Origin of the sequence: Bacteroides sp. 14(A) (genome assembly GCF_000526555.1) — a bacterium.
Classification (GTDB): domain Bacteria; phylum Bacteroidota; class Bacteroidia; order Bacteroidales; family Bacteroidaceae; genus Bacteroides; species Bacteroides cellulosilyticus.
Window position 1 is genome coordinate 2,048,395 of record NZ_JAGH01000001.1, and the last position, 24,922, is coordinate 2,073,316.

38 protein-coding genes are annotated in these 24,922 nt (G+C 37.7%); 31 read left to right on the forward strand and 7 right to left on the reverse strand.

The window, feature by feature from the left end:
* The first annotated feature begins 2 nt into the window (after nucleotides 1–2).
* The 16 genes from K429_RS0107785 to K429_RS30630 all read left to right on the forward strand — a co-directional run bounded on the left by K429_RS0107785 (nucleotide 3) and on the right by K429_RS30630 (nucleotide 8,381).
* Entirely contained in the window at nucleotides 3–1,388 is a 1,386-nt protein-coding gene (locus K429_RS0107785) for a phage portal protein (RefSeq protein ID WP_025726568.1), read from the forward strand.
* Nucleotides 1,389–1,570: 182 nt separating this feature from the next.
* Nucleotides 1,571–1,831, forward strand: a complete 261-nt coding sequence (locus K429_RS0107790; RefSeq protein WP_025726569.1) for a type II toxin-antitoxin system HicA family toxin — start codon at nucleotides 1,571–1,573, stop codon at nucleotides 1,829–1,831.
* An 11-nt stretch (nucleotides 1,832–1,842) separates the two neighbouring features.
* Complete coding sequence (locus K429_RS0107795) at nucleotides 1,843–2,184, forward strand: type II toxin-antitoxin system HicB family antitoxin (protein ID WP_025726570.1); 342 nt, start codon at nucleotides 1,843–1,845, stop codon at nucleotides 2,182–2,184.
* Nucleotides 2,184–2,594, forward strand: coding sequence for a hypothetical protein (locus K429_RS0107800; protein WP_025726571.1), 411 nt, complete (start codon nucleotides 2,184–2,186; stop codon nucleotides 2,592–2,594). The genes K429_RS0107795 and K429_RS0107800 overlap by 1 nt, the downstream gene beginning before the upstream one ends.
* A 299-nt stretch (nucleotides 2,595–2,893) precedes the next feature.
* Nucleotides 2,894–3,589: a hypothetical protein gene (locus K429_RS0107805; protein WP_155923381.1), complete on the forward strand. Its 696-nt coding sequence runs from the start codon at nucleotides 2,894–2,896 to the stop codon at nucleotides 3,587–3,589.
* A gap of 14 nt (nucleotides 3,590–3,603) precedes the next feature.
* On the forward strand, nucleotides 3,604–4,005 hold the full coding sequence (locus K429_RS0107810) for a hypothetical protein (RefSeq protein WP_025726573.1): 402 nt from the start codon (nucleotides 3,604–3,606) through the stop codon (nucleotides 4,003–4,005).
* Nucleotides 4,006–4,008: 3 nt separating this feature from the next.
* On the forward strand, nucleotides 4,009–5,097 hold the full coding sequence (locus K429_RS0107815) for a major capsid protein (RefSeq protein WP_081750844.1): 1,089 nt from the start codon (nucleotides 4,009–4,011) through the stop codon (nucleotides 5,095–5,097).
* Nucleotides 5,094–5,432, forward strand: a complete 339-nt coding sequence (locus tag K429_RS0107820) for a hypothetical protein (RefSeq protein WP_025726575.1) — start codon at nucleotides 5,094–5,096, stop codon at nucleotides 5,430–5,432. Before K429_RS0107815 ends, K429_RS0107820 begins: the two co-directional genes overlap by 4 nt.
* 57 nt (nucleotides 5,433–5,489) lie before the next feature.
* Entirely contained in the window at nucleotides 5,490–5,849 is a 360-nt protein-coding gene (locus K429_RS0107825) for a hypothetical protein (protein WP_025726576.1), read from the forward strand.
* Between the two features lies 1 nt (nucleotide 5,850).
* Complete coding sequence (locus tag K429_RS0107830) at nucleotides 5,851–6,189, forward strand: DUF6706 family protein (protein ID WP_025726577.1); 339 nt, start codon at nucleotides 5,851–5,853, stop codon at nucleotides 6,187–6,189.
* 2 nt (nucleotides 6,190–6,191) lie between these two features.
* Nucleotides 6,192–6,515: a hypothetical protein gene (locus K429_RS0107835; RefSeq protein WP_025726578.1), complete on the forward strand. Its 324-nt coding sequence runs from the start codon at nucleotides 6,192–6,194 to the stop codon at nucleotides 6,513–6,515.
* On the forward strand, nucleotides 6,506–6,802 hold the full coding sequence (locus tag K429_RS0107840) for a hypothetical protein (RefSeq protein ID WP_025726579.1): 297 nt from the start codon (nucleotides 6,506–6,508) through the stop codon (nucleotides 6,800–6,802). Before K429_RS0107835 ends, K429_RS0107840 begins: the two co-directional genes overlap by 10 nt.
* Nucleotides 6,799–7,191: a hypothetical protein gene (locus K429_RS0107845; protein ID WP_025726580.1), complete on the forward strand. Its 393-nt coding sequence runs from the start codon at nucleotides 6,799–6,801 to the stop codon at nucleotides 7,189–7,191. The genes K429_RS0107840 and K429_RS0107845 overlap by 4 nt, the downstream gene beginning before the upstream one ends.
* 7 nt (nucleotides 7,192–7,198) lie before the next feature.
* Entirely contained in the window at nucleotides 7,199–7,741 is a 543-nt protein-coding gene (locus K429_RS0107850) for a hypothetical protein (protein WP_025726581.1), read from the forward strand.
* A 71-nt stretch (nucleotides 7,742–7,812) separates the two neighbouring features.
* Nucleotides 7,813–8,193 carry a hypothetical protein gene (locus K429_RS0107855; RefSeq protein ID WP_025726582.1) on the forward strand — a complete coding sequence of 127 codons (381 nt, stop codon included), beginning with the start codon at nucleotides 7,813–7,815 and terminating at the stop codon, nucleotides 8,191–8,193.
* 38 nt (nucleotides 8,194–8,231) lie between these two features.
* A complete protein-coding gene (locus tag K429_RS30630; protein ID WP_197031230.1) occupies nucleotides 8,232–8,381 on the forward strand; it encodes a hypothetical protein in 150 nt (49 codons plus the stop codon).
* Between the two features lie 279 nt (nucleotides 8,382–8,660).
* On the opposite strand, the gene K429_RS0107865 is transcribed toward K429_RS30630, so the two are convergent.
* The 6 genes from K429_RS0107865 to K429_RS0107895 form a co-directional block, all read right to left on the reverse strand.
* Complete coding sequence (locus K429_RS0107865; protein ID WP_025726583.1) at nucleotides 8,661–9,524, reverse strand: DUF4238 domain-containing protein; 864 nt, start codon at nucleotides 9,522–9,524, stop codon at nucleotides 8,661–8,663.
* 70 nt (nucleotides 9,525–9,594) lie between these two features.
* The gene (locus tag K429_RS28530) at nucleotides 9,595–10,968 is read right to left on the reverse strand and encodes a P-loop NTPase fold protein (protein ID WP_025726584.1); all 1,374 of its coding nucleotides are present in this window, start codon (nucleotides 10,966–10,968) and stop codon (nucleotides 9,595–9,597) included.
* Between the two features lie 48 nt (nucleotides 10,969–11,016).
* A complete protein-coding gene (locus K429_RS0107875) occupies nucleotides 11,017–11,265 on the reverse strand; it encodes a hypothetical protein (protein WP_155923382.1) in 249 nt (82 codons plus the stop codon).
* Between the two features lie 10 nt (nucleotides 11,266–11,275).
* Complete coding sequence (locus tag K429_RS0107880; RefSeq protein WP_025726586.1) at nucleotides 11,276–11,548, reverse strand: helix-turn-helix domain-containing protein; 273 nt, start codon at nucleotides 11,546–11,548, stop codon at nucleotides 11,276–11,278.
* Nucleotides 11,549–12,114: 566 nt separating this feature from the next.
* The gene (locus K429_RS0107890; protein WP_025726588.1) at nucleotides 12,115–12,774 is read right to left on the reverse strand and encodes a DUF4145 domain-containing protein; all 660 of its coding nucleotides are present in this window, start codon (nucleotides 12,772–12,774) and stop codon (nucleotides 12,115–12,117) included.
* A 19-nt stretch (nucleotides 12,775–12,793) separates the two neighbouring features.
* Nucleotides 12,794–13,072 (reverse strand): helix-turn-helix domain-containing protein, encoded by a 279-nt coding sequence (locus tag K429_RS0107895; protein WP_025726589.1) that lies wholly within the window; start codon nucleotides 13,070–13,072, stop codon nucleotides 12,794–12,796.
* A gap of 189 nt (nucleotides 13,073–13,261) precedes the next feature.
* On the opposite strand from K429_RS0107895, the gene K429_RS0107900 reads away from it, so the two are divergent.
* The 4 genes from K429_RS0107900 (at nucleotide 13,262) to K429_RS0107915 (ending at nucleotide 14,985) form a co-directional block, all read left to right on the forward strand.
* The gene (locus K429_RS0107900) at nucleotides 13,262–13,588 is read left to right on the forward strand and encodes an SH3 beta-barrel fold-containing protein (RefSeq protein ID WP_025726590.1); all 327 of its coding nucleotides are present in this window, start codon (nucleotides 13,262–13,264) and stop codon (nucleotides 13,586–13,588) included.
* A gap of 57 nt (nucleotides 13,589–13,645) precedes the next feature.
* The gene (locus K429_RS0107905; protein WP_025726591.1) at nucleotides 13,646–14,431 is read left to right on the forward strand and encodes a phage antirepressor KilAC domain-containing protein; all 786 of its coding nucleotides are present in this window, start codon (nucleotides 13,646–13,648) and stop codon (nucleotides 14,429–14,431) included.
* Between the two features lie 107 nt (nucleotides 14,432–14,538).
* Complete coding sequence (locus K429_RS0107910) at nucleotides 14,539–14,730, forward strand: hypothetical protein (protein ID WP_025726592.1); 192 nt, start codon at nucleotides 14,539–14,541, stop codon at nucleotides 14,728–14,730.
* Nucleotides 14,731–14,736: 6 nt separating this feature from the next.
* Nucleotides 14,737–14,985, forward strand: coding sequence for a hypothetical protein (locus K429_RS0107915; protein ID WP_025726593.1), 249 nt, complete (start codon nucleotides 14,737–14,739; stop codon nucleotides 14,983–14,985).
* A 90-nt stretch (nucleotides 14,986–15,075) separates the two neighbouring features.
* On the opposite strand, the gene K429_RS0107920 is transcribed toward K429_RS0107915, so the two are convergent.
* Complete coding sequence (locus tag K429_RS0107920; RefSeq protein ID WP_033160766.1) at nucleotides 15,076–15,465, reverse strand: hypothetical protein; 390 nt, start codon at nucleotides 15,463–15,465, stop codon at nucleotides 15,076–15,078.
* 405 nt (nucleotides 15,466–15,870) lie between these two features.
* Here K429_RS0107920 and K429_RS0107925 point away from each other — a divergent pair, with 405 nt between their 5' ends.
* From K429_RS0107925 to K429_RS0107980, 11 genes are all read left to right on the forward strand, one after another.
* Nucleotides 15,871–16,344 carry a hypothetical protein gene (locus K429_RS0107925; protein ID WP_025726595.1) on the forward strand — a complete coding sequence of 158 codons (474 nt, stop codon included), beginning with the start codon at nucleotides 15,871–15,873 and terminating at the stop codon, nucleotides 16,342–16,344.
* A 3-nt stretch (nucleotides 16,345–16,347) separates the two neighbouring features.
* Entirely contained in the window at nucleotides 16,348–18,594 is a 2,247-nt protein-coding gene (locus tag K429_RS30855) for a hypothetical protein (RefSeq protein ID WP_025726596.1), read from the forward strand.
* Nucleotides 18,566–18,793, forward strand: a complete 228-nt coding sequence (locus K429_RS30860; protein WP_231501824.1) for a hypothetical protein — start codon at nucleotides 18,566–18,568, stop codon at nucleotides 18,791–18,793. Before K429_RS30855 ends, K429_RS30860 begins: the two co-directional genes overlap by 29 nt.
* Nucleotides 18,794–18,921: 128 nt before the next feature.
* Entirely contained in the window at nucleotides 18,922–19,329 is a 408-nt protein-coding gene (locus K429_RS0107940) for a hypothetical protein (protein ID WP_025726598.1), read from the forward strand.
* 52 nt (nucleotides 19,330–19,381) lie between these two features.
* Complete coding sequence (locus K429_RS30635; protein WP_197031231.1) at nucleotides 19,382–19,663, forward strand: hypothetical protein; 282 nt, start codon at nucleotides 19,382–19,384, stop codon at nucleotides 19,661–19,663.
* A gap of 158 nt (nucleotides 19,664–19,821) precedes the next feature.
* Complete coding sequence (locus tag K429_RS30640; protein ID WP_197031232.1) at nucleotides 19,822–20,136, forward strand: hypothetical protein; 315 nt, start codon at nucleotides 19,822–19,824, stop codon at nucleotides 20,134–20,136.
* 1,850 nt (nucleotides 20,137–21,986) lie between these two features.
* Nucleotides 21,987–22,529: a hypothetical protein gene (locus tag K429_RS30645; RefSeq protein WP_197031233.1), complete on the forward strand. Its 543-nt coding sequence runs from the start codon at nucleotides 21,987–21,989 to the stop codon at nucleotides 22,527–22,529.
* 42 nt (nucleotides 22,530–22,571) lie between these two features.
* Nucleotides 22,572–22,895 carry a hypothetical protein gene (locus K429_RS30650; protein WP_025726602.1) on the forward strand — a complete coding sequence of 108 codons (324 nt, stop codon included), beginning with the start codon at nucleotides 22,572–22,574 and terminating at the stop codon, nucleotides 22,893–22,895.
* 81 nt (nucleotides 22,896–22,976) lie between these two features.
* Complete coding sequence (locus K429_RS30655; protein WP_197031234.1) at nucleotides 22,977–23,870, forward strand: hypothetical protein; 894 nt, start codon at nucleotides 22,977–22,979, stop codon at nucleotides 23,868–23,870.
* Nucleotides 23,867–24,013 (forward strand): hypothetical protein, encoded by a 147-nt coding sequence (locus K429_RS30270; RefSeq protein ID WP_155923383.1) that lies wholly within the window; start codon nucleotides 23,867–23,869, stop codon nucleotides 24,011–24,013. Before K429_RS30655 ends, K429_RS30270 begins: the two co-directional genes overlap by 4 nt.
* A 633-nt stretch (nucleotides 24,014–24,646) precedes the next feature.
* The coding region (locus K429_RS0107980; RefSeq protein WP_025726604.1) for a hypothetical protein at nucleotides 24,647–24,922 on the forward strand (276 nt) is incomplete at its 3' end.

Genomic DNA, 24,922 nt, shown 5'->3' on the forward strand with positions numbered 1-24,922 from the left:
TTATGAACAACTACTTGCAGCAGATAATGACTTACTTCCGCAATCTTGCATTAAATTCGGTAGGTGCAGAACGTGATTTGTATCAACTCATTCAGGATGGCGATATTGATACTGCTATTGATATGATGCAGAACCGTGACGATGAAGTGGATAACGCCATTAAGGAATATAATCCTCAGACGCATGATGTTATGTTCAGGCCGAATAAATACAGGAAAAACTCTAATGATTACATAACAGAGAAGCTTCCACGATCCCGGCAGAGATATATCAATGAGGTGGAGTTGTTTTTTCTTTTGGGAAATCCTATTAGATGGAAGAAAGAAAATGGTTCGGATGATGTTTTCGCTCTATTTAAGGACTTTATAAAGAACAATCGGTTCGATTCCACCATGAGACAAGCTAAAAGGCTTGCCGGCGCTGAAACAGAGTCGGCTAAGATTTATCACTTGTATAGAGATGATAGGACAGGTGAGCGGCAGGTAAGAAGTCGGGTCTTGGCACGTTCCAATGGATATAAACTTCGACCACTGTTTGACCAGTACGGAAATATGACTGCATTTGCTTATGGGTACAAGTTGAAAGAGAGTGGGAGGACAGTCCAACATTGGGATATTCAAACTCCGGATGTACTTTTTTTCTGTCGAAAAGGAAATATAGGGTATGAAGTGGAATCTTATCCGAACCCTACAGGAAAGATTAATGTACTGTATTACAACCAACCTAAAGCGTGGGACGGAGCGGAACCGAGATTAAAGCGTGAAGAGATTTTGGATTCAAAGGTAGGAGATACCAACAATTACTTTGCAGACCCCATAGCAGTTGCTTCCGCTGATGTTATTCAACTGATGGCGGATCCTAATAAACCAGGTAAACTAATCCAGTGTCAGGGAGCTAATTCAAAGTTTGAATATGTCAATCCTCCGCAATCATCGGAGACAAGAGAGGCTGAAAAACAAGATTTGAATGATTCTATTTTGTTTGATACATTCACTCCAGATTTCTCTTTCGATAAGATAAAGGGAATGGGTACTCTCTCTGGAGATGCAATCAAGAATGCCATGATTTTGGGGTATATTAAGAGAGATAATCGAAAGGAATCCTATGAGGAGCTTGTGGACCGTGAGAAGAACTTGATCATTAGTATTCTAAAATATCTCCATCCAGATAAAGTTGCTGAACTGGATAAACTGGAAATTTCTTTTGAATTTTCGGAACCGTTCACTGAGGACAAACAAAAAACGTGGTCAGCTATCGGCAAGTTATATGCTGATGGGATTGTATCATTGGAACAAGCTGTTCAGATGCTGGCATTGACTGATGCGCCAGAAGAGGAGGTTGAAAGAATAAGAAATACTGGACAAGTTTTTGTTGAATCGGAAAAATAGGCTATCTTTTGAGGTGGCTGGTAGAAAAAATACGGGGTTTATAATTTTAGTATAAGAAAAATAGAATATTTTGCGGTGATTCTTCGGAGTTACCGTTTTTTTATCTTTAATTGAATTTTTTCTCTGTATTATTTTGTTTTGTAACTAAGTTTAGTTACATTTGCGGTAAAGAATAAACAGATATGGGTACTAAAGAAAAGTTGATAGACCGTTTTTGCAAACTACCTAAAGACTTCACTTATGAAGAAACTTTGAAGTTGCTTTCTGCCTTTGGATATAGTGAACATAATAAAGGTGCGACATCTGGTTCTCGTGTAAGATTTAAAAATGAACAAACGGGACAGTATATTGATATACATAAGCCGCATCCGGGTAGTATCATGAAAGCATGGATGATGAAAGCGATATATCAGCATTTAAAAAGTAACGGTTTAATTAAATAAAAGAATTGAATATGGACTACTTGGAATACAAAGGATATAAAGGTTCAGTTGAGTACAGCAAAGCTGATAACTGCCTATTTGGAAAGGTGCTTGGAATGAGTAAGGATTTGATTCTTTATGAAGGAAACACCATTGATGAACTTCGTGCTGATTTTGAAGCCGGAATAGAAAGCTATCTTGCAGGTTGTTTGGCTGATGGAGTGGAACCGCGTAAACCATATAGTGGTACATTGAATATCCGTATTTCGCCGGAGATTCATAGTCGGATTGCTTCACTTGCACAAGAAGCAGGAACAACTATTAATGGTTATATAAAACAGGCATTGGAGAATCAACTTAAATTAGCACATTAATGATTGATGCTAGGGAATTGAAGATAGGGAATTATGTTTATCTACAGAGTAGTAAAACTCCCTGTCGCATAACCGAAATAGGATATAGTGAGATTGAATATCCGAGATATGAAGCAAGTGGAAGATCTTCGGAAGCAGTGTTTCGTACTTATGTCGATAATCTTAACCCTATTTTGCTTACAGCACAACTTCTCTTGAATTGTGGCTTTGTATATAATGCGATAGATGATTGTTTCGACAGATTAAATCTCAGGATTAGAATACTTGGAAATTCAATTTGTGCGTTTATTGGATTTGAAGTAGGTTTAGGGAAAGAATGGCATGACGCCAATATAGAAGTAAAATCACTTCATCAACTTCAAAATCTATACTTCGCTCTAACAGGAAAAGAGCTTGAGGTAGATATGTAAAGAATATCGGAGCAGAGTTACAATCTGCTACTTTATAAATTCAGAGCTTTTAAATTCAATGAAGCCGTGTTCCTTTATTGGTTCACGGTTTTTTTATGTCATTTTACGACAATCATTTCATTGTCGTGTATCAACTATCTAATTATTTCCCTTACATCTACTTACTTTTTACTTTTATACCGTATTTGTGACAATCGCTTTGATGTCATGAATAGGAGGCTTAAATATTTACTAATCATTTGTATTGTTGGTATTTTTACTTCCGCAATTTGAATTTTAAATTTAATAATTCATACGGTATGAAAGAAAAGATTTTCCAAAAGCTAAAACAAGAATTTTCCCATCTTGGGTTAGGTGATGTTATTTTACAGGCACATGCTGACAGTCTTGCGTCTATCGGTCTTGTTACTGACGAAAACATCGACACTGTTATTTCTGCACAAAAAGGATTCCTTGAGAACCTTCAGAAGACGAGTGACAAACGTGTCACTGATGCTGTTTTCAAAGCAAAGGCTGATGCTAAAAAAGAGCTTGAGACGGAAGAAGCAAGGAAGAAGGCCGAGGAAGAAACTAAAAAGCTGGAAGAACAGGCTAAACGGGAGAAAGAAAAGGATATGCCGGAATGGTACAAGGTGGAGAAAGCAGCCACTGAAAAAACAATCCTAGAGTTACTTCACACAAATAAGACCTTGTTGGATGGTTTGAATAGTATCAAGAAAGAGAATGAAACTTTCAAGGCTGAAAAAGCTGCTGCCGAACGGAGCAATCTGATCGTATCCAAAGCCAAAGAATTGGGCATACCACAGTGGCGAATTGAAGAAGGCTTCTCTATTGCATCCGATGCAAATGAGGAAGCAATCACTTCACATCTCACTACGGTAGCGAACAATGTCAAGGCACAATTACTACCGGGCAATAAGAATTCATTCCCTCTGTCTGACAATAAGCCTGACAAGGGAGAAGTGGATGCTATTGCCAAATCATTAGTTGGTTAATTAAAAAGAACGAGATGACAAAAGCTAATTTAAACAATGAAAGAGAGCAGGTAGTCTTCGGTGATGATTCAATCGTCATCCAGAAGTATATCTCCGGCATTAAAGGTGGCCGGACGCTTGATGTTACCGGTTTTACAGATAAGGCAATCAAGGCCGGTCATGTAATTATTCGTAAGGACAGTGACAGCACCTATAAGCCTATGCCTGTATCTGATAATGCCTATGCTGCATTACCGGAAGGGCATAGCTATGTAGGGGTGTTGTATCGCAGCATACGGACAGCAAAACCGTTTGCGTCAATTATGACGTGGGGAGAAGTGAACGATGTGGCAAAACCTTATGATATGGCTTCCATTCTGGATGCATTTAAGGTAGCTTGCCCTCATATTGATTTCATTAAAGACGAGGAGGCGTAGTAAATGGAAAAATCACTTTATCTAGAGTATGTTCAAAGATTCTTTCCTCAGTTGGTTCTTTCCATCGTTGAGAGATTGAACGAAAAGAGAGCTAACCAGCTTCCTTACATGTATAAGACGTTGCTTACACCGGATTTTTCAGCCGATGGGCGCTGGTCCAGTATTCTGGCCGAGTATAACCGTGTAGCAGCCGATGTCGTTTCTTTGGATTCTGAACTTCCGTTGAAGACTCGTGATTCAATAGAAACAGCTTCCGGTGAAATACCTAAACTTGGTATGAAACTGTACCTGACAGAAAAGCAGATGAAAGATATTGATGCCATGATTGCCCAGAGCTTACCTCTCAACCAAATCGTGAATAAGATTTTCAATGATCTTCCACGTTGTCTTGAAGGTGTATGGGAGCGTATTGAAGATATGTTCCTCTCTGAACTGTCGACTGGTATTGGTTTGAGTGAACGCAATAATGGAACCGGTGTTCGCCTCGATGTTGGTTATTATACGGCTAACAAATTTGGTGTGTCTGTTTTGTGGGATGATCCGGATACATCAACACCTCTTGACGATATGCAGAAGGTATTTGATAAAGCTCTGGAAGATCAGAATACGGTCACTGATATCTGGTTGGATGATGCAGCTTTGAAAGGACTTTATCAAAGTAAACAAGTCCGTGGTCAGTATGCTTTTGATAACAAGGTTACCGCTCAGGAAGGTGTTGGTGTCCCGACACTGGATTTTGACAAAGCGGCTCAGGTTGTAAAAAACAAATGGGATGTAACCCTCCATCGTGTTGCCCGTAAGATCAAGACGGAAATCAACGGTGTTAAGAAATCTCATTCTCCTTGGCAACAGGGTATGGTGGTATTCACTTGCGATGAAAAGCTTGGTTCTTTGGTATGGACGAATACTGCTGAGACAACACGTCGGGTTGCCGATGTTGAATACCAGGTGGCAGATGAATTCATTCTGTTGTCTAAGTACTCAAAGAACGACCCATTGAGGGAATTTACTTCTTCTCAGGCTATGGTTGTTCCTATCATCAACAATGTTGATAGAATTTATACATTGGATTCTAAAACGGTACAGGCATGAAAGTAAAGGTTACAAGTGTTTTCCGTGACAAATTCACTCATCAACTATATAGTGTTGGTGAAGTTGTTGAAATAGAAGACGAAGCCCGTGTGCGAGACTTGGAAAATCGCAAACTTGCTGAGTGTGTCGAAGAGGTGAAGGCTTTTGGAGAAAAGAAAGAGGTTAAAATCTCCCTTTTTGAAAAAGAGTTTGATAAAAAGGCTTTGGTTAATGCTTTGAAGTCCATTGGTGTACAGGCATCGGGCAACATGAAGGAGGAAACTCTTTTTAGCAAGGTTTCTGAACTTGATGAAGTATCAACTGCCAAACTGAAAGAAACATTAGGTATTGAGTAAAAGGATAGGGTAGTGTTTCTACCCTTCCATTGTTTAATTTTATAAATCAGAAAAGAAATGAAGAATTTTATTTTTACCATGTGTGTTTTTTTGATGATGTCTTTGGTTTCGTTGAGCGTGCAGGCATCAAGTGTGAAATTTCCCAAGTGTGAGTACGTGAATCCATCTGTTGATGTCGGTCTGCCGGACATCCAGTGTGTCACCTTTGAAGTTGATCCAGTGAATTGCTTTGTATTGACCGCACCGCAGCCCGTATTTATGATTGCGGATAGTCCGACTATGCAAAGTACCATGAATGTAGCTATGCAGGGAAAACAAATTATAGTCCCTAAATGTCCGTTCCGGTATGTCTATAAGTCGAAGTATTGCACGCATTATAGTTACACTGCATATAGCAAACTGATTACACCATACTAAGATGACGGTACTTGACTACATAAAACAGAGATTCTCCTACATCGGTGAAATATCCGATGCTGGAGCTTCTGATTTCGCTATTGATTTCGGGTTTGAGACAAAAGGAGAGGTGACGGATGAGGAAAAGAAGACTATTTCGAACTCTATCAGCGAGTTTTTGAATAAGAATATACTTCACCCTACATCTATTGGCGAAAGTGGTTTTTCGACCTCTTGGAGTGCTGATTCGATAAAGAACAGTTCTCTCCTGATGCTTAGAAAATATGGGATCACTCTGAATGATGAAACATCTGCTTTGGTGGGTTTGAGTACGATTAAGGATGCTTCTAATCTTTGGTAACTATGTATTACGCTCCACACATATTACAGATTAAGGTAACTACGCCATTTGAAATGGATGAGTTTGGGCGACCAATTCTTGGTACAGGTGGTGAAAGTTGGCAGGACGTATGCAAGTGTCGTTGTGATGATAACTCTACTAAAGAGTTTAAGTCTGTCAATGGAGAAGTATACCGTCCTAACTATCACGTAGTGTGTGAGAAGAGAATTACTATCAAGGCAGGTGATGAAGTCCGTTGCATGGATGGCGATAATTTGAGAGGGCAAGGCGAGGTTTACACGGTGAAGAGTACGAACTACTTTAACTACTCGGAGTTATGGATGTAGATTTTGATTTTTCAGATGTCGATTCCTTTTTCAATGAAGGAGAATGGGAAATCGAGAAGAAGATAATTGACGTGGGCGATGAAGCCGTGAAATACGCAGAGGAACACGGCAACTATCAAGACCACACGCTCACTTTGAGAATGTCCAATGATTACGATGTAGATAAAGACGGTTTGACGCTGAAAAACGAAGCGGAATACGCTTCATTCGTGGAATCCAAGGGGGTTGATGTTTTGAGTGGTGCCGCTCTATATGCGGAGAAACGATTAAAAGAAGAATTTGAATGATAGTAACTACCGATATAGGAAACATTCTCTATCGAGATTGCAAGGCTTTCGGAATAGAAGTTTACCAAAAGGGAAATATTCCTGATGGTGAAATAACTACCGAGAGAGTAATCATTTGGACAAAAGAACAATCTCAGGAAACATATTGGAAAAAAGGGTTTGTCGAGGTTAATCTATGTGTTCCAGATATCGAGCCAAATATTGCAAATCTTGTTCGATTGGCTGAATTTGAAAGACAAGCCATGAAGATACTAGATGATATGGTAGGTTCCTATGATGGTACGACCTATCGTTATTCCATTGATTCAATCAGTACAGAAGCAGACACAGCTTTGAAGTGTCATTATGTAAATGTGAGAGTATTATTTAAAGTGTTAAATGTAAATTAGAAAAATTATGATTTCAGCAGTAGAAATTGATGAATTGTATTACGCAGAACCTGTTAAAACGGTTACAACTCCGGCTACCGGATTAACAGGCGCGGAAGTTGCTGCTATTCTGAAAAACGCAGCAACGAAGCAGGTCAAGAACGTACACGGTGATACGTATCAGTACGAGGAAGCGGAGGCGAGTGTTACAAGGTACAAAAACGCCTTGACAGGTGAGTACTACCGGGAAACGTCCGAACCGGGTGAGGTGAAAATCAACTTTACCATTGGTGAGTATGACTACAAAACCAAAGAAGACTTGCAAGGTGGAAAAGCCACTGAAAAGAATTGGGAAAGAGGCAAATACAAGCCTATTTATAAATGTATCATTGGAAAAACCAAAGATGGTGTATACGTTGTGTTTCCCAAAGCGGCTATCAATGCTCGTGGATCCAATACTGATAAGGCTGTTGGATTGGCTGTTTCAGCCGTTCCTCTTGCTACAGGAGTAGATGGATTGGCTTCCGAAAAGTGGTTTGACGAATCGGAAGTGGTCATTCCAGAAGGTTAAGGTAAATAAGATTATTTAATGGAAGGGTGGGAGTGGAATTTGCTGCCTTCACCCTTTTTTATTTAAAGAATATGAATCAAGGTGCGAGAATTGTTTCGGATGCCATAATAGGCAATGATTTTAAAGTTGTGGTAGTGAATGGAAAATCGTATATCATTTATCCTCCTACCATTCATAAAATAGCTGGAGCAGCAAGTTATCTGTCGAATGTTGGGAAGATAGAGAACTTAGAGGACATATTCCGATCTATGAAAGACACTCCGAATGCCTCACATGCCCTTTCCTGGTTTATCAATGGGAATGATGAACTGTTTGAGGAATTATCAAGGGGAACATTTGAAGAGAATGTAGAAGCTTTATCCATTGCTTTATCATTGATTTCGATTGAAAATTTTATGAGGCTGTCAGCTTTAGCGAAGAACGTAGTAGGTCTGGCAGCGAAACAGAGGTAGCAGGAAATAACTGTTTACTTGGACAGATTGCATCGTTCATGGATTCGTTACACTTGGGATATGAAGAGGTGGTGTATAAGATTCCATATCGCAATTTGATTATCATGCAGAAAGATAAATTACATGTGGTATATGGGGAGAAGGTGAGTAATACATCTGGAAAGGATATGCTGAAGAGGAAGAAATAAAAGCCGGAGTTAAATTGTATAATTTATTTAATTTTTAGCTGAGTCAGAAAAAGAAAAACTAAATCAGGTTGGGAAATAGCTCGACAAGCGAATCGAATTGCAGAAAGACGTTACGGGAGCGATGCAAGCAACCCCAATAATCTTGTGAATCGGATTCAAGGTCGATATTTGGGAAACTTCAATAGAAGTGGAACAAGTTGGAATAAGCAAGTTTCTCGTAGGACTTATATGGGAAATGCTAATGGGTAAAGAAAAAGCCGGAGGAATCCGGCTTTAATATTATTGATTATGAACTTTTTCAATAAATGAACGTAGATATAATTCGCTCTCACATCCAACTGTTGTGTAGCTAAAGTTTAATGTTTTCAGATTGAGTTCAAGTACTTCTTCAGATTTGGCCTTTTTTATAATTGAATGTGGAATACTATTGTCGAATAATTTTTCAGAATAAAAATGAATAAATATTTTGCTTGAAAGTGGAATTGCAATATATGCTATTTCCTTAATATCAGGATTGAAGTATATATTTATTTTTTCTCTGGAAGTAAATGATGAACAATCAGGTAAAAGGAAATAATCATTAGGATTATTAGGTATAATAATAGCAAAAACAAGGTTCCCTATTTTTTCTATTATTTGTTCTGCAATGTTGGAATATTCTATAACATTTGAGTATTTTGCCTCTTGTTTGAAAGCAAACATCTCTTGAAGTTTCTGTTTCAATTGGGGAGTACATTGATGTATAATGGGTTGAAATGCTTCTAAAATATTGTCATCAACATTTTGTTTATATTGAGGTGTTCGCATATCACCAATAATTCCATATTTGGCAAAAAATAATAGAGCATTATTTACTGATTCAGTTAGTATTTCGTTTGATATAAAATCTTCTATTATTTTAAAATTCTCCGGGAATTTGCTCTCGAAATGACTGTTTAAGTCTTCTTCTAATGTACAATAATCTTTTTTATGATTGATAAAACGTGTGTTAGAATCTTTCTCGCTAAAAAGACTTTTTGTCGTGTTTTTAGAGAAGAAGTTACATTTCATTTTATCATAAAGATATATTAGATTTTCTTCTTTATTAAAGAATTGTTTTATATGTATTTGGGATACATAATGATGATTTCTTGGAATACTCATATTGGCATGGAATTTGAGTTTATTTAGTGACACATGGGGCGTTTGGTATTAATAGTTATTCTCTCTAAATTTATGCAAAATAGTCACAGTAATTACTAAAAGCGCTTCTTAATATATTAGAACAATCTACTGCTTTTATTTTTTCTGTAGTACTATCCTGGTAATCAATATCTATTAGTCCGAAATCTATTGCATTCCCAACATTATAATGAATATCATAAGATGTATAATTATTAGCATGGAAATGGTTTTGGGGATAGTCAGCTAATGCTAAAAAAATACGTAGAAAATTATCTTTATTACTAATTATCAAATCGCTTTCTCTTAATTTGTAAATTGCAGTTTTCATATCATCAAAAGTGCTAAACATACTTCTTATAAAATCGAGTATATTGACGGATAATATATTAGTAGCTAAGCATCTTCTATTCCCAATTTTTAGTACCCGATTATTTTGATAGGTCTTATGGAGGTATTTTAGCAAAGTTCTTATGTTCACAGCCTTGCTCTTTATTAAGGATGAAAGTATTTCTTCACACGATATGCAGGCTAAATTGCATACATCGTTTATTCCGATTTCTTGATTTGATTGAATAGAGGTTAGAATATCAATAATAGATTTTATTATGTTTTTCGTATTGTCAAATTGATAAACCTCTTTACTGTAGAATTTATCAATATATCCATTGAAGTCTACAGCGATGCCATATTTAGAACTATATATATTTCTGATATTATCAATGTCGCAAACAATAATTGTTTTATCAAATCCAAATTTGTGTTCGTTCGTTTCATAAAAGTTGTCATGAGCAGATAATACATTTAGTATTCTAAATATGTGTTCTGGGTCTATTCTGTCTAAATCATCAATTATTAGTACTATTTCCTTTTCGCTATTTTTGAGAGAATTTATCAAATTACGAATTAATTGTGTAATTGCATTATCTTCGAATATTGTTCCAGATTGCTTTGTGTAGTTTTTAAGAAAGCCAATAGCATCTTCCTCTTCATCAATCGAAATGTCTTTTTTATAATCTTCTATTTCTTTTTTGAAATTGATGATTTTTTCAAGAAGATCAGTCCCAAACTTTATTTTTTCACTCATTTTGAGAAGATTGGCAAGTAGTTTATTGGAAGATTCTAATATATACATTTGGGTTGCTAATGAAAAAGAACATTTTTCTTTGTTGAAATTTGCTCCTACACGAATTAACTCAAATAAAATATCTACTTTAATGTATTCGAATATATCTTCATTACTTGAAACAATGTAATTTATTGGAGTTAAATATATAGGTGTATATTTGTCATTGTTTTTAAAATATTTTTTCAAAAAATAGGTTTTCCCGATTCCAAATATACCCGAAAAGACAATGTTGTTATTATTATCTTCAGAAAGAAAAGTATCAAATCGGGATAGCTCTTCCTTTATATCAATATCCATACTCTTATTCCTCCATCTTAAACTTAGTACCACACTTGGGGCAGGTGATTATTTCTTCTTCTTCTTTTTACTATCATTTTCTTCAAACCTTTTTTCTATATACTTTCGGAAAGATTCGTACAATACACTCAACGTTTTGAACTCTTCCTCTTTTTTCCTTTGCGTTTCAATATCATGAAAATTATCCGGATGTGAGTTGTTACGCGCTTTTCGTAGACTTTCAAGGAGTTGAACATCAGTGTAACTCCCTGATACTCCTAATGCTTCTTTTATATTCTCAATTAAATCTTCTTCCATAATCATTGGCTTATAAATTCTCCGCTAACTTCTTTATATCCTCCTTGCTTGAAACTTTGTGAATGGTTCCATCTAATTCGATGTAGCCGTTTATGTTGGTCGGTTCCTCGAATAGTTCAGTTATTCTCACATTAAGAGCACTGGCGATTTTCTCCAATGTATCTTTAGTAGGATTGCCATTGATTGCTTTAGATAAACCCACAGCCGATAACCCTATTCTTTCTGCTAACTCTTTTTGAGTTATTCCTGCTTGCTTGCAGATATCCAATATTCGTAACTTCATAATTATACTTATAGTTTATTTCTTGCAAATATATAAAATTATAGTATTAGTTGTTGTTATTTGAACGAAAATATACTATATGTATATTGGATTAGCTTTTATTAACTATATAATATTTGTTTGTGTTATAGTTGTAGTTATATTTGTATCGTGATAATAAAACTAAATGTTTAACGATAAGCATACATACAATTATGAAACGCTACAACTTATCCCAAATCATGAAAAACGCTCATAGATTCTACAGAAGTAAATCAAGAATGGGCAGAACCTTTGGCGAATGTTTGAAACTCGCTTGGGGTTGGGCTAAAGATGAAGTTAAGTTCAAAGAAGAGCGTGAGGCTAAGGTGAAGGTTGTGGTAGCTAATTATAAGCCCGCAGAACGCACTTCTCATGTCGAGGGTAGACTTACTTGGTCTGACTGCTATAACTCAAATAGTAGGGGTTATTTGGGTAGTCAATATTGCGGTGATTGAAAGCAGAATATTGATATACAAAAATAGCAGTGACTTATTGAATCACTGCTATTTCTGTTTAAAACTTACTATTTTTAGTTCGAATCTCTCTTAGATGGTTGGCTTCCCAGCATTTGACAGCTTTTGATTCAGTACAGCCTTTATTTTAGCAGCTTTTGCAGGTTGTACAAAATAGAAATCAAACATCAATTCTAAAATATCCAATAAGAAATCAGCTTCTTCTGGTTCTACATCAAGTATTTGCCCTGATACTTGGTCTTCCATTCCATGTGCCGCTATATTTCCAAAACCTCTAATTGTTTGTAAGTTATCACTCAAAAAAGAAGGCAGTTTATTTAATGATATTAGTTCATCAATCTCTAACATCAAGTTCTTTTTCTTTATATTCTCCTTTATTCTGATAATATTTTGCAAGCATCTACGGCTTAAGGCTGCACTCGCTTTAGGACTAAATGGAAGTATTAAACAAGCCTCATTATAATCTTCAGCAAATTGCGGCTCCACTTCGGTAGCAGCAGGAGTGCGACCACTATTCAAAGGATAAATTATGTTATCAGATATAATTGTACTGCGTTCACCCATAGTAGTTGCTATTCTATTCACATTTGCTAATTTTAGTATTAGCTTTCTGCACTTATTATTAGGACAATGCATGGAATAGATACTATACTTATTTTTGTCTTCATATTCTCCTAAATAACTTTCAGTAAAACAAGGATTTACCTCCAAAAGACAATGTGGACATTTCATATCTTCAATATTTAAGTTATTATAATTTTCCTGCTAAATCTTTCACATCCTCCGCAGACTTCACCTCATGCACGGTATCGCCGACCTTTACGAAGCCTACTATATCTCCAGTGTTGGATTTCTCAAATAGTTCAGTTACTGGAACTCCCAAAGCATCGGCAATTTTTTCTAATGTACCAATTGTGGGGTTTCCTCCTAACATTTTAGAAAGGCTGGCTTGAGCTACACCTATTTTAGATGCTACTTCCGCAAGTGTAAAGCCTTTCTCTTTACATACTTCTTTAACTCTTAATTCCATATATAATATATTATAAGTTATAATTCAAACGCAAATATACACATTATATATTATAATCTAAATTTAGGCTATAAAAAGATATTGTATTATATTTTATTAACTCTAATATCATTGCTAATTATATAATATAGTCTATACATGCAAATGTAAAAATATAATATATTATATAACACGTAAAATATAAGTAGTATGAGCACAAATTTAAAAAGTCAGATGAAAGAGGTTATGCAAATGGCATGGTCTTTTGTTCGTAAGAACGGTTACAGCATGAGTGAAGCATTAAAATGCGCATGGGTTAATTTGAAGCTGAAAACGGCTTTGAAAGTAAAAGTAGTAGAGTTTTACTTTAAAAAGACTGATGGCACGTTACGCCAAGCGTTTGGCACTTTATTAGAAAGCAGAGTACCGGAAACGAAAGGTACAAAGAAAACGGCTGATAACTGTCAAGTGTACTTTGATACAGAGGTAGGCGACTGGCGTTGCTTCAAGAAGTGCAATCTTGTAAAGATAGCTTAGTATAAACAATGTGAGCAGGTGCTACCAACGCCTGCCCACAATAAAATCAATAACGATATGCAAAATTCAATTATCAATTTCGATTACAAAGGTAATCAAATACCTTTTGAAAGAGGCAAAAATGTCATGGTGAATCTCACTTCAATGGCAAAATCTTATCCAGAGAAGAATTTAACACAGATTATTAACTCTCAAGAAATCAATGACTATTGCAATTCTCTTACCAAACTACAAAATTATAGTTTGGCTGATTTACTGATAGTTAGGCGTGGCGGTGATAATCCGGGCACTTGGGCACATCGCCTTGTCGCTATTCGTGTCGCACAGAAACTAAACTCAGACTTAGCAGTCTGGGTAGACATGAGAATAGAAGAACTTCTCACCACTGGTGTCACCACCGTCTCCAATGACGACGAAGCCATCGCCTATGCTATGCAAGTGCTCAGAAAGAGATTAGAGACCGCCAAAGCGGAGAAAGAACGGTTAGAGGTAGAGAACCACCTACAAAGCGAACAACTGAAACTAGCCGCCCCGAAAGTGAAGTACGTGGATGAAGTATTGCAATCAGCTCAAACTTACACGAGTACACAGGTAGCTAAAGAATTAGGCATGAGAGAAGCGGAACAGCTTCATAAGGCACTTAAATCGAAAGGTATCATGTTTAAGCAGTCCGGGCAATGGATGTTGACAGCAAAGTATAGCGAGAAAGGCTATACCAAACCGCGTACAGTTACTTTTCCACGTTCTGATGGTTCACAAGGAAGCAATACAATTACTGTCTGGACGGAAAGAGGTAGAGCTTTCCTTCATCATTTGTTCGGTAAGCAAAATCAATCAGCATGATCGAAATGACACTGATTATCGGCAGCCTGTACATCGGTTACAGGCTGTTCAGAAGTAACAATGAGAGATTTTTCCATTAAAATATAAACACATAAAATATAACGGTTATGTTAGAGTTAATAGCTGAAAACCAAGAAGTAAGAATTTACCGGTATAATACAGTAGGCGGTTGGATTAACGTATATCAGTTTAAAAATGGTGAATTGGCTTTTGGGGCTGGGAAAGCATCAATACTGAATAGATTTGAGAAGACACATGTCTATGATAGAGTTTGTAAAGTACTAACACATAAAAAATAAACGGTTATGGCAACAGAAATCAACATCGAAGAAGTAAAGAACAACGCTATTCACTCTGAATTATTGAAAGCAATGTGCCTAATAAGCCAAGCTCGAAATATTGTTTCGGATGCAATGGATGAAAAAGAACTAAGGGATGCCGGACAATGGGACTGCTTAGATGATACAGTTTCAAGGCTGAATGAATGTTCTCGTGATGTAAGCTATATTATTGGCATGATTATAACAAGTAGAGTTGCGGTTCTGACGACCTAACACGATTATCAAAAGGCAGTCTCTGCACGACATCAAGGGCTGCCTTTTAACAGAATGTATGTCATTAGGTTGGTATGCGCTATTGTTATTTTAACAAAATATCTTTTGGGCTTTATCGTATGTGGAAAATTTTTCAAAGTCAATAAAAGATGAAATGTTATCGAATTTGGCTCTGTATTCTTGCTCTATAACATTAAAGCGCTTAACATATTCTTCATTTTCAGACTTTAATACATTTGAATATATTTTATAAATATCTGAAATAAACTCTCTTGTTGCTAATTCTTTAGCTTTTTCTATATTCCCCATTGCGAGCTCAAATTTAGCTGGGGAAATCCCATTAGGGTATCCATTTGCTTGAATTGTATTTTTTATTTTAGTCACATCATCTGTCATTATCCATATTTTGAAGAACAGGATAATTTGTAAAACGCCAAAAATAATTATTATCCATCCAATAAAATTTTGCATGTTTTCCATAATCGTATATTTTTAATTAAACAATTTACAAATTTACTTCAAAATCTATTTACTCCAAATTATTTCACGACAATTCTTTTATTGTCGTATATAGTTCGTTCTAAAAAGGTTTTTTAAAACTTGCTTCCTTTACTTTTATACCAATTCTTTCACAGCTCGGTTGTAGTGAAATCTTTGGGTTGGAAATTCTTATAGTAAAGTTGTTGAGTGATTACTTTTGAGGAAATCTGTAACAATCGTCTGGTTGTTTGGCATTGGGGTAAAGAATTAAGAAGAATCGGTAGGAGAGAGGTTTGATTTTGAATGTCTGAAATAGATTTGTGACCTTTTCCTGAATGTCATGGATTCGATGAATGAAAATTCATCATGGATTAATGAGTATAGTAATTTTGAAGATAAAAGCCTATGGAATTTAAAGGAGATATAACAGGACTGAATGAACTTGAAAAGAGGATTGAGCAGTACTACATTGACCGTCTTATACAAGCTGGTGAAGCAGCTGTTCAGAAGGCTGTTGTGGATGGAAACTATCAAAATATTACAGGTGATTTAAGGAGTTCCATCGGATATGTTATTGCATATAACGGGAAAATCATCAAAGAAGGTGGTTTCTATAAGATTCAAGGGCGTGGTAACAATATGCAAAAGGTGGAATTTACCACCAAAGATGGAAAACAGGTTTCATTTTGGGCTAAAGGAAAATTCGGTGATGGTTCCCATGGTTCTAAGGAAGGTTTGGAGTTCGCAAGGTCGAAAGTTAGTTCATCTGGGTATTCTTTCGTTCTGGTTGCTGGGATGGAATATGCAAATCATGTGTCAAGCAAGGGGTTCAATGTCCTTGATTCAGGAGTTTTAATGTTATGGAAATTAATTAAATAAATTATGGCGGGAATAATTGCGGACATGTCTGAGGACATTAAAAAGTTGCAGCAGGTGAAAGCTGAAATAGCTGGTGTTAAAAAGGAATTAAAGAGCATTGATATTAGGGTAAATCTTGATATTAAAGAAAATTTCGAAGCTCGATTAAAATCTCTCATGGAACAATATGACACTTTGGTACAGAAAATTGCTAAAGTGGAAGGTGAAATGATGATTGCAAAACAAAAAGTCTCTGAAGCAATAAACGGAATATCGTCAGATCCGTTAATTTCATTCGATGCGGAACTAATGAAGATGTGTAATAACCTCAATAAGTATTTTGATGAATTATTGGCAAAAGTGGAATCTATGTCTTCTTTATTACAAGTCGGTAAAGCAGGCATTGATGGCTCTACTTCTAATAATGTGCCAATACAACAATTGGAAGACCTTCGCATTAAAAATACCGAATTGACTGAACAACTTCGTGTTCAAAAAGAGGAAATTAGACAGCAGCAAGAAGAATGGAATAAGTTGGCAATGGCAATAAAGACAAACAATGTAAGCGCTATTGAACAATACAAGCAAGCTACAAACTCTTCTTCTGATGCTGTCAAGAGTGCCAAAACGGAGCTGAAAGGTTTGATAAAGGATTTAAACGAAAATATCAAGTATTACGATACATTAGCGGCGCAAATAGCATCTTATAAATCTATACTTGATAGATTATATACAGCACAAGAGAAAGGTATGACACGTGTCCCTATTGGTGATGGGGCAACGGCTCTTATTTCAAGCGAATTAGAAAGATTCAAACCACTACTTGATGGTGTAAGCCAAAAGAGTAAAGAGATAGCATCGCAAATTTCAGAACAGAGAAAGAGACAAGCTGAACTGAATACTGTAATAGAGCAAGGCAATGAGAAACATGCTCGTACTCGCGCTCTTATTTTGGATGCGCGAGAGCAATTGGTGCAGATGCGCTCTGCTGGGCTGCAAGATACAGCTCAATATCAACAAGTAGGGCAAGAAGTCGCAAAAATGCGTACACAAATGGCTCTTGTTAATGCGGAAATGGAGTATCTTTCTAATCCAAATAAGAATCTTTTGGTATTGAAAACCGGACTGCAAGGAATAGCTGGTTCTGCAAGTTTAGTTGTAGGGATAATGGGCTTTTTTAATCAGAAAAGCGAAGAGATGATAATGCTTCAAACCAAGATTCAGTCTTTGTTAGGTATTATTGTAGGATTGGAAACCACTTATAACACGGTTAAGAAAACTGGTATATTAATGCGTGCTGTTGAGGATTTACAGACAAAAGCATTAATTGCCTCACAAGCCTTGGAAGCTAAAGCTAAATCACAACTCATAGCGCTTACATGGTCGGAGGTGGTAGCTCAAAAAGCATTAAATGCAGTGGCAAAAGTGAACCCGTATATTCTACTTGGGACGGCAATTTTAACACTTGTAGGAGGAATGGCTTTGCTTATCAAAGCTAATAAAGAAGGAGCTAAAGCACAGGAAGAAATTAATAGAAAGGTGGAAGCAGCAAAAGCAATGCAAGAATCTTATATGCAATCATTTGCATCAACTGCTTCAACTCAAATGACTACATACCAAAAACTAAAAAAAGAATATGAATTGTTGGGGAGCAGTTTAAAAGATAAGCAAAAATTCATTTTAGAGAATAAGGATTCGTTCCGTCTGCTCGGATTGGCTGTTAATGGTGTATCTGATGCAGAGAATATCTTCATAAATCAATCTGATGCGGTAACAAATGCAATAATGCAGAGGGCAAAAGCTGCAGCTATAGGTAAGATTGCGCAGGAGAAATGGGAGCAATATTTCAAAGAGAGAGAAAATAACATAACATTACAAAGTGGAATATCAGCAATATCTAGCAATATTGAATATGAGAATGGGATACCTATCAGAAAGCTGTCTTTCGATAAAAATAAAGCAGATGAAACAAGGCAACTTTTGGAAAACTCTATAGATGAAGATGCGACAATTAAAGCACTAAAAGATGAAGCTGAAAAATGGAGTGAGCTTCAGATTGGAGTTGAGAAGGAAATCAATGATATCTTAAAGAAGGCGGGAATAGATGTTTATGACAATAATGCATCCAAGCAAGAATCTGCTGCCGAAAAGCTTCGTAAGGAGCAAGAGAAATACAAAGTTCTTCTCGACAAACAAGCGTTAGAGCAACAACGCTCTGCTGAAGACTTACAAATGAAAGTTGATGAAGCCCGTAATAAAAGCAATGGATGAAGGTTCGGCCAAGACCATTGCTGAAATGGAACTCAACTTTGAAAAGGAGATGCAAACTATCGACCGACAGAAAGAGGATGCTTTGCGGAAGAAGATTGAGGATGCCCGTACTGCATGGGATGCTAATCCGGAAAATAAAGGAAAGTTCTTTGATGGAAGTGGGATTACACTATCTAAGGATGAGAATACACCATTTTAATGAATTGTATAAAGGTGGAATAGCCGCTTTTCGAAAAGAACTTAAAAGAGTATCAAGATAAGCAAGATGATGCTTGGAATGAGTATTATATTAAGTATGGAGAATATCAGGAAAAACGCAAAGCTATCATGGATAAATATGATAAGCAGATTGCGGACGCAGAAGAGGGGAGTGTTGAAAAATCCACTTTTATTGCCCAGAGAAAAGAAGATCTTGATAGTCTGGATGATGAATTGATGAAAGATTCAGAATTATGGAGTAAATTTTTCACAGATTTCTCAAATCGTTCTTCATCGTCAATAAGGAGTATAATAGAGGATATTCAAGAACTTGTTGATTACATGAATGGGGTGGAGGGAGCAAAAATACCCGACTTATTTAAGGATAATGAGAAGACTGTGAAAGCAATAAATGATGCTATGTCTGACCCTTCTTCCTTAAACAAGTTTACGTCAAATCTTTCCTCTCAAGTAAACAAATTCAAAAAGATGCTTGATAAGGATAATCCATTCAAGCAGATTCAAGAGGGATTTTAAGAATAATGATTTTGAAAGTACCTCTAAGGGGTTCAGTGGTATAGCATCAGCTGTGAGAGAGTTTGGATGGCGTTCTTGGAGATTTGGGTGTAAAAATCAGACAGTACGGCTGGTAAAGGTTACTTCTGTTTTAAGTAGTACCGCTTCTTATGCGGCAACAGGTGCGTCTGTAGGTGGACCTTGGGGAGCAGTTATTGGTGGAGCAATAGGCATGGCATCAGGATTAATCGGTATCCTTGGTGCTGATTATTCTGCCTATAATAAAATGAAAGAAGAATATGGGGCACTTATTGATGTTTGGGACACGCTTATTAGTAAAAAGCAGAAAATATAATAGATATATCTTATGGCGATGAAGCACGTAAGGCTGGGCAAGAAGTTCTGGACTTATTGAATAAGAAAGCTCAAAGCAATGTTGCACTTGGAGTAGAGAGGCTTAATGCAGGGGCGAGTGCAGGTTCTCACTCCATTGGCGTTCGTCAGAGAAAAGGAATGTCAAGCCAAGGGTGGGATGAACTTCGTAAAGCGGCACAGTCTATTGGATTCGATTACAACTCGGTTGCTGACGGTCGTATGACTGGGCTAATTTTCTCTTACAGCGGAACAATTGGAAACGTCTACAGGAAGAAGCGCCTACGTTTCTGGGCGAAGTTGGACAGTGATGTACAAGGGTATTTGCAAAACATTATTGACTGTTCTGACGAGATAGAGGATATGAAGACAAAAACTTCAGGAAACAATGAACCGGAGTTTCTTTCGATTCTTTCTATGACAGTTTTGTTTTCTACTCTTTCCGATATGAAATAAGAGTAGTAAAGATATGGCTGATGATTTCGGAGAATACTTGAAAGGAATGCCATTTTAGAAAAACCTTGTGGCGAATAAGTACCGTGCTAAAAATCGAAGCCTTATATAATGATTGGGCTGCAAAAATCAGATAGTGATGGAGATGGGTGTTTTTGACCTGACTGTTAAAGAATCGGGCAGAATTGAAAGCCTCCCAAAAAGCGTTAGCTGAGCAAATTATGGCTGAACGTGATGCAATGGCTGATGCTTTTGGATGGAGTTCCGATATTTCTACTTCACAAGATTCTTCTTCCCGGGGATTTCAAACCATGTCTCAAGATACTGGCGAAAGAATTAAACGGTCGGTTTACTGCTTTAGCAGATTGCAGGGGAAGAAATAAAGAATCAATCAATAGCACAAAACTGGCCTACTTTCATCCATCCAAATGAAAAAATGTCATTACTTGACTTGACAAATGAAGATATTCCAAGATTAATGGCTAATGTACCCTGATATTGCAGGACAAACGAGAGAAAGTATCGCAAGTGGCTATCAGTCGCAAGTTAATATTGTATTTCCGGATGAAAAAATAGATGTTTTGACATTGGAAGTCTCTGCTCTTAAGGGGTATTGTTAATGAAATGAGGACTTTACAAGTTGAAGGCAAATCTTGATAGACAGGAGATAAGAGAAAGGGATAACAAGTTGTTTCTAAGAATAGTCCTAGAATGATTTCTGAAATAGTAGAAGTAAAAAAGAATACATCAAAATTATAAGTTATGGCAGATTTACTAAATGAATGAGCTGTTATCAACAACAAGGATGCTTACACAACATGGGGTGTAAGAATGGGAGAGGGGTTTCTTGATGTATTGGGGCAGCCGTCCATGAAAGGACTTTATTGAGAATAAAGCCGACTTGAACATGGAAAACGGGTAATAATCAATAATCCTAAGGTTGATGAGCGGAAATAACTCTTTCGTTCACTATCGAGGGTAATTCTCTCAGTCAGATTATCAAGCAAAAGAAGAAGCTTTCTTTGATGAACTGTATAAAGGTGCGGTTGATATTCAAGTCCCAACCAATAGTAGTCGAGGTTTACCATGCTATTTTATACTGGCAAGAGTGTCACTTATGCTCAGAAGCTAGATAGGACTTTTGGTAAGATTTCAAGGTAAATTTTCGAGGCCGAATCCGGCAAATAGAACTTAATTTGTGACCTTATTTCTAATGTCACAACAGGGAAGCCCTAAAAGTTAGGGCTTCTTTCTTTTATTTTCCGACCTTTGAGGTATGATAGATATCAAAGACATAATCCAGTGCCATTCTTCTTTCAACCCCTCCCAACGAAGGTTGCAAGCGGAAGCTTAACGCTCCAAAAGAGGATTACATACTTTTGAAATTCTCATTTGGAGAATCCCATATACTTCAAGCTCGGAACTTTACGTTGAATGCGACTTTGGACTATTTGAAGTGTGCGATTTGCAGAGTCCTACCTTCAATACCGATTAACGCAGGCTATGATTATGAACTAAGACTTTGATGCTCACTACTGGAAATGGAAAAATAAAATCTTCAAATATACCCCGGAGACATCTGGGCAGGAAGCGTCCTGGAGTCTGACTGCTCCACTCACGTACAAGCAAGTATAGTCCTGAGACTTGAAAGCTCTTGGTTATACTTACAAAGGACAGGATTTTGATTTTTTCCATTGACAGTACGGTCGAGAACAAGTCTCTGTTAATGGACTTATGATAACACCAATATCTTAGATGCTGTTTTGAAATGGCGAAGAAATGGGATTGCGAGTGCTGGATGACAGACAATATTATTCCACTTCGGTAAATGCGAGTTTGGCGACTACGTGAATATGGAAATCGCTAAGAACGTGGGGGAAATGTCACGCTCCGAATTCCCAGTCAACCTATGCACCCGTTATCTATACTTTCGGCTCGACAAGGAACATTCCTGCCAACTACCGTCCGTTGACGAAGCGTGTGGTAAAATGGTGTGGGTGCAAAAAAGATTGATGCTACCCGAAGGAACTCCGTACATAGATGCTTATCCGAAAATGAGTACAGAGGAAGCTATCGAGCAAGTGGTTATCTTCGATGAAGTCTATCCCCGGAGAGTTGGAACTATGTCGGACATCACTACCAAGGAATATACCGAAACCATTGAGAATGCTGATGGAACGACTACCGAAAAGAAGTGGGACGCTTACCGTTTCAAGGACACAGGGATAACTTTCTCCAAAGATTATATCCTCCCCGGTGAGGAATTGACAATCATCTTCCAGTCGGGTAAATTGAACGGTATGGTGTTCGCTGTAACCTTTGATCCCGACGGTAAGGATGAACAGCTTTGGGAAATTGGTCCGAAACGAGGATTACGGTCGCCCGTTACCCGATGAGGTGCTCATCCCCGAAGACGGCGATACCTACGTTTTGTCAGGTTGGGATTCAACCAAAATAACAGAATTAGGACTTGTATCCGCTGCGAACGGGAACTGAAGGAAGAGGCTGAAAAGTACATTGCCAAATCTAAGATAGACCCGAACACCTACAACTGCACGATGATGTCCGATAACGCATACAGCGAGGATGGAATGCATAATCTCTACGGTATCGGTCAAAGGGTGAACCTCATAAACAAAGCCTATTTCGAAAACGGAAGGCTGTCGAGGGTTATCGGGTTCGAATTCAACCTTGATAAGCCTTATGATTCCCCCGTATATACTGTCGGGAAACTGCTGCCTATTCCCGCATCGGGGAACTAGAGGACAAGGTGGAAAATCTCACTCTCAAAGGACAGGTTTATACAGGTGGAAGCGGTAGTGGTGTATATGTGATAAGAAGGAATGACTCCACTCCTGCAACTGACAGCAATGTGTTCTCGGCATTGCGTTCGTTATCAATGTTTCTTCGTAAAGATAAAACTAGATTTCACTAATTACCTATTGAGGTTATTAGGAGGACTAGAGGTTGGCGAAGCCATAGACTCACTAACTGCGGGCAAGGGCATAATCGCGGATAATAAAGGGAGGATACAGGCTGACCGCATGGAGTTGCGGTCATCGCTGACCGTTTTGGAGATAATTTTTAATCGCCTTTCAGCTATGGAAAGTGATTATTCATTTTCCGAATCTGGCACGATTGAGAGTGTCGAACTATTAGAAGATGGTACCTATCGTTTACCGCTTCGTAAACGTTGGGAGAATGATTTCACAGCCTTGGACGAGAATGATGTAGTTTACGGCATGGTGAATAATCTTGCTTCAGGTACCGGAGATTACTATACTTCCTGGCTGCGTGTCCTTAACGTGAATACAGTATCTAATACCATCACTGCGGTCATGTATCCGGACGATGAAGTTCCAGGAGGCAAAAACTACCCGCCGGAGCCGCTAATGATATTATCTCATCGTGGTAATCCGGTGAACGAAGATCGTCAGGCATATTGGTACCTATCTTCCCGTGAGAAGTGTATCTGTATGCTCGATGGAGTAACGAAACCTATACTGGAAGAGAATAACTATGCCATCATTATAGGCAAGTTAAAGCAGTTGTCACTATTTGACAACCTGCCTATAAACTACCGACATAGCTATATCTATTGTCGTGGTATCGCTATACAGGACTTATTGCGTATAGACTATCAGGGTACACCAGTTCGTTCTGAGAATAATCGGGGTCCGTGGTCATCTGAGGATGCTGTGAACAATCCCTATCAGTCTACAGACCACAGTTTATGATGCGGTCTATCATGTCGGCTGTAAAATGGATGTGTCTGTCTACCGGCACACTTCAAGAACCCAAATGGAATGCAACCGACTGGGCGCAGATTGAAGGTAACTCAGAACTAACCCTTGAATTCTCATCCAGTAACGGTTTATAACTTCTTTGCCGGTAAGGTCAATGCGGAATTTACCCCTATTGGTCTATTGGGGCTATAATGATATCTCTGCCGGATGGTGTTGCCCGGTGACTGTCATGGAACTCGTGATAGTGGTCAGGTGACGGAAGATAATGCCTGGTCGGTCCGCTCACGCCAATAACGGGCCGGGTACTGCACCTGACAAACGAGGACATGCCTTCCAATTGGGGGTACAAGAAAAGTGAAATTCAACCTGTAGGCGGCATACGTCCGTGACGGTATTGAGAGTATTAATATCGAAAATAGCATAATTGTATGAAATTAAACGCGGGTTCAACCGCAGCGGTCAGAACCAGTTTATACGCCTCTGAGGCGAGTTTTTGTATTGTTAATAGATGGTGGAGGTAGTAAGACACAGTTTTATTACACGAATGCTAACACCTTCATCCGAAATCGAACCAATTACCCCGATGAAGCTAAAGGCATTCTCAGTATTGTCCCGATCCGGATAAGATTATCAGTAAATGGGGATAAAGTAGTCAGCTGACTGTCCACCTTGGTATGAAAAACAGTGAGAGCACTCAGATTAACCTCGGAAGAATAGGCAATTATATTCACTAGAATGCTGACGGAGAACATTGCTTGTGAAGAAAGATGGTTTCGCCAACTACTCCTGTGCCAGAGATTCTTTGCCGGGCTACCTATGTGGATTCCAGAAATAAAAACACGTTGGTATATACCGATACATTCACTCTGAACTCTATACAGAAGAGTGATGACCAGCTTTCATTGAGTGTTAACCAACCTGCCAAGATAACCTATAATCCTTTGAAGGATAACCAATACATAGATATCACTGCTGTATTGAAAATGGGCAGCGAGACGGTAGCGGATGCCCAATGTAGCATATTGGTGGTACAAAGTCGAGAA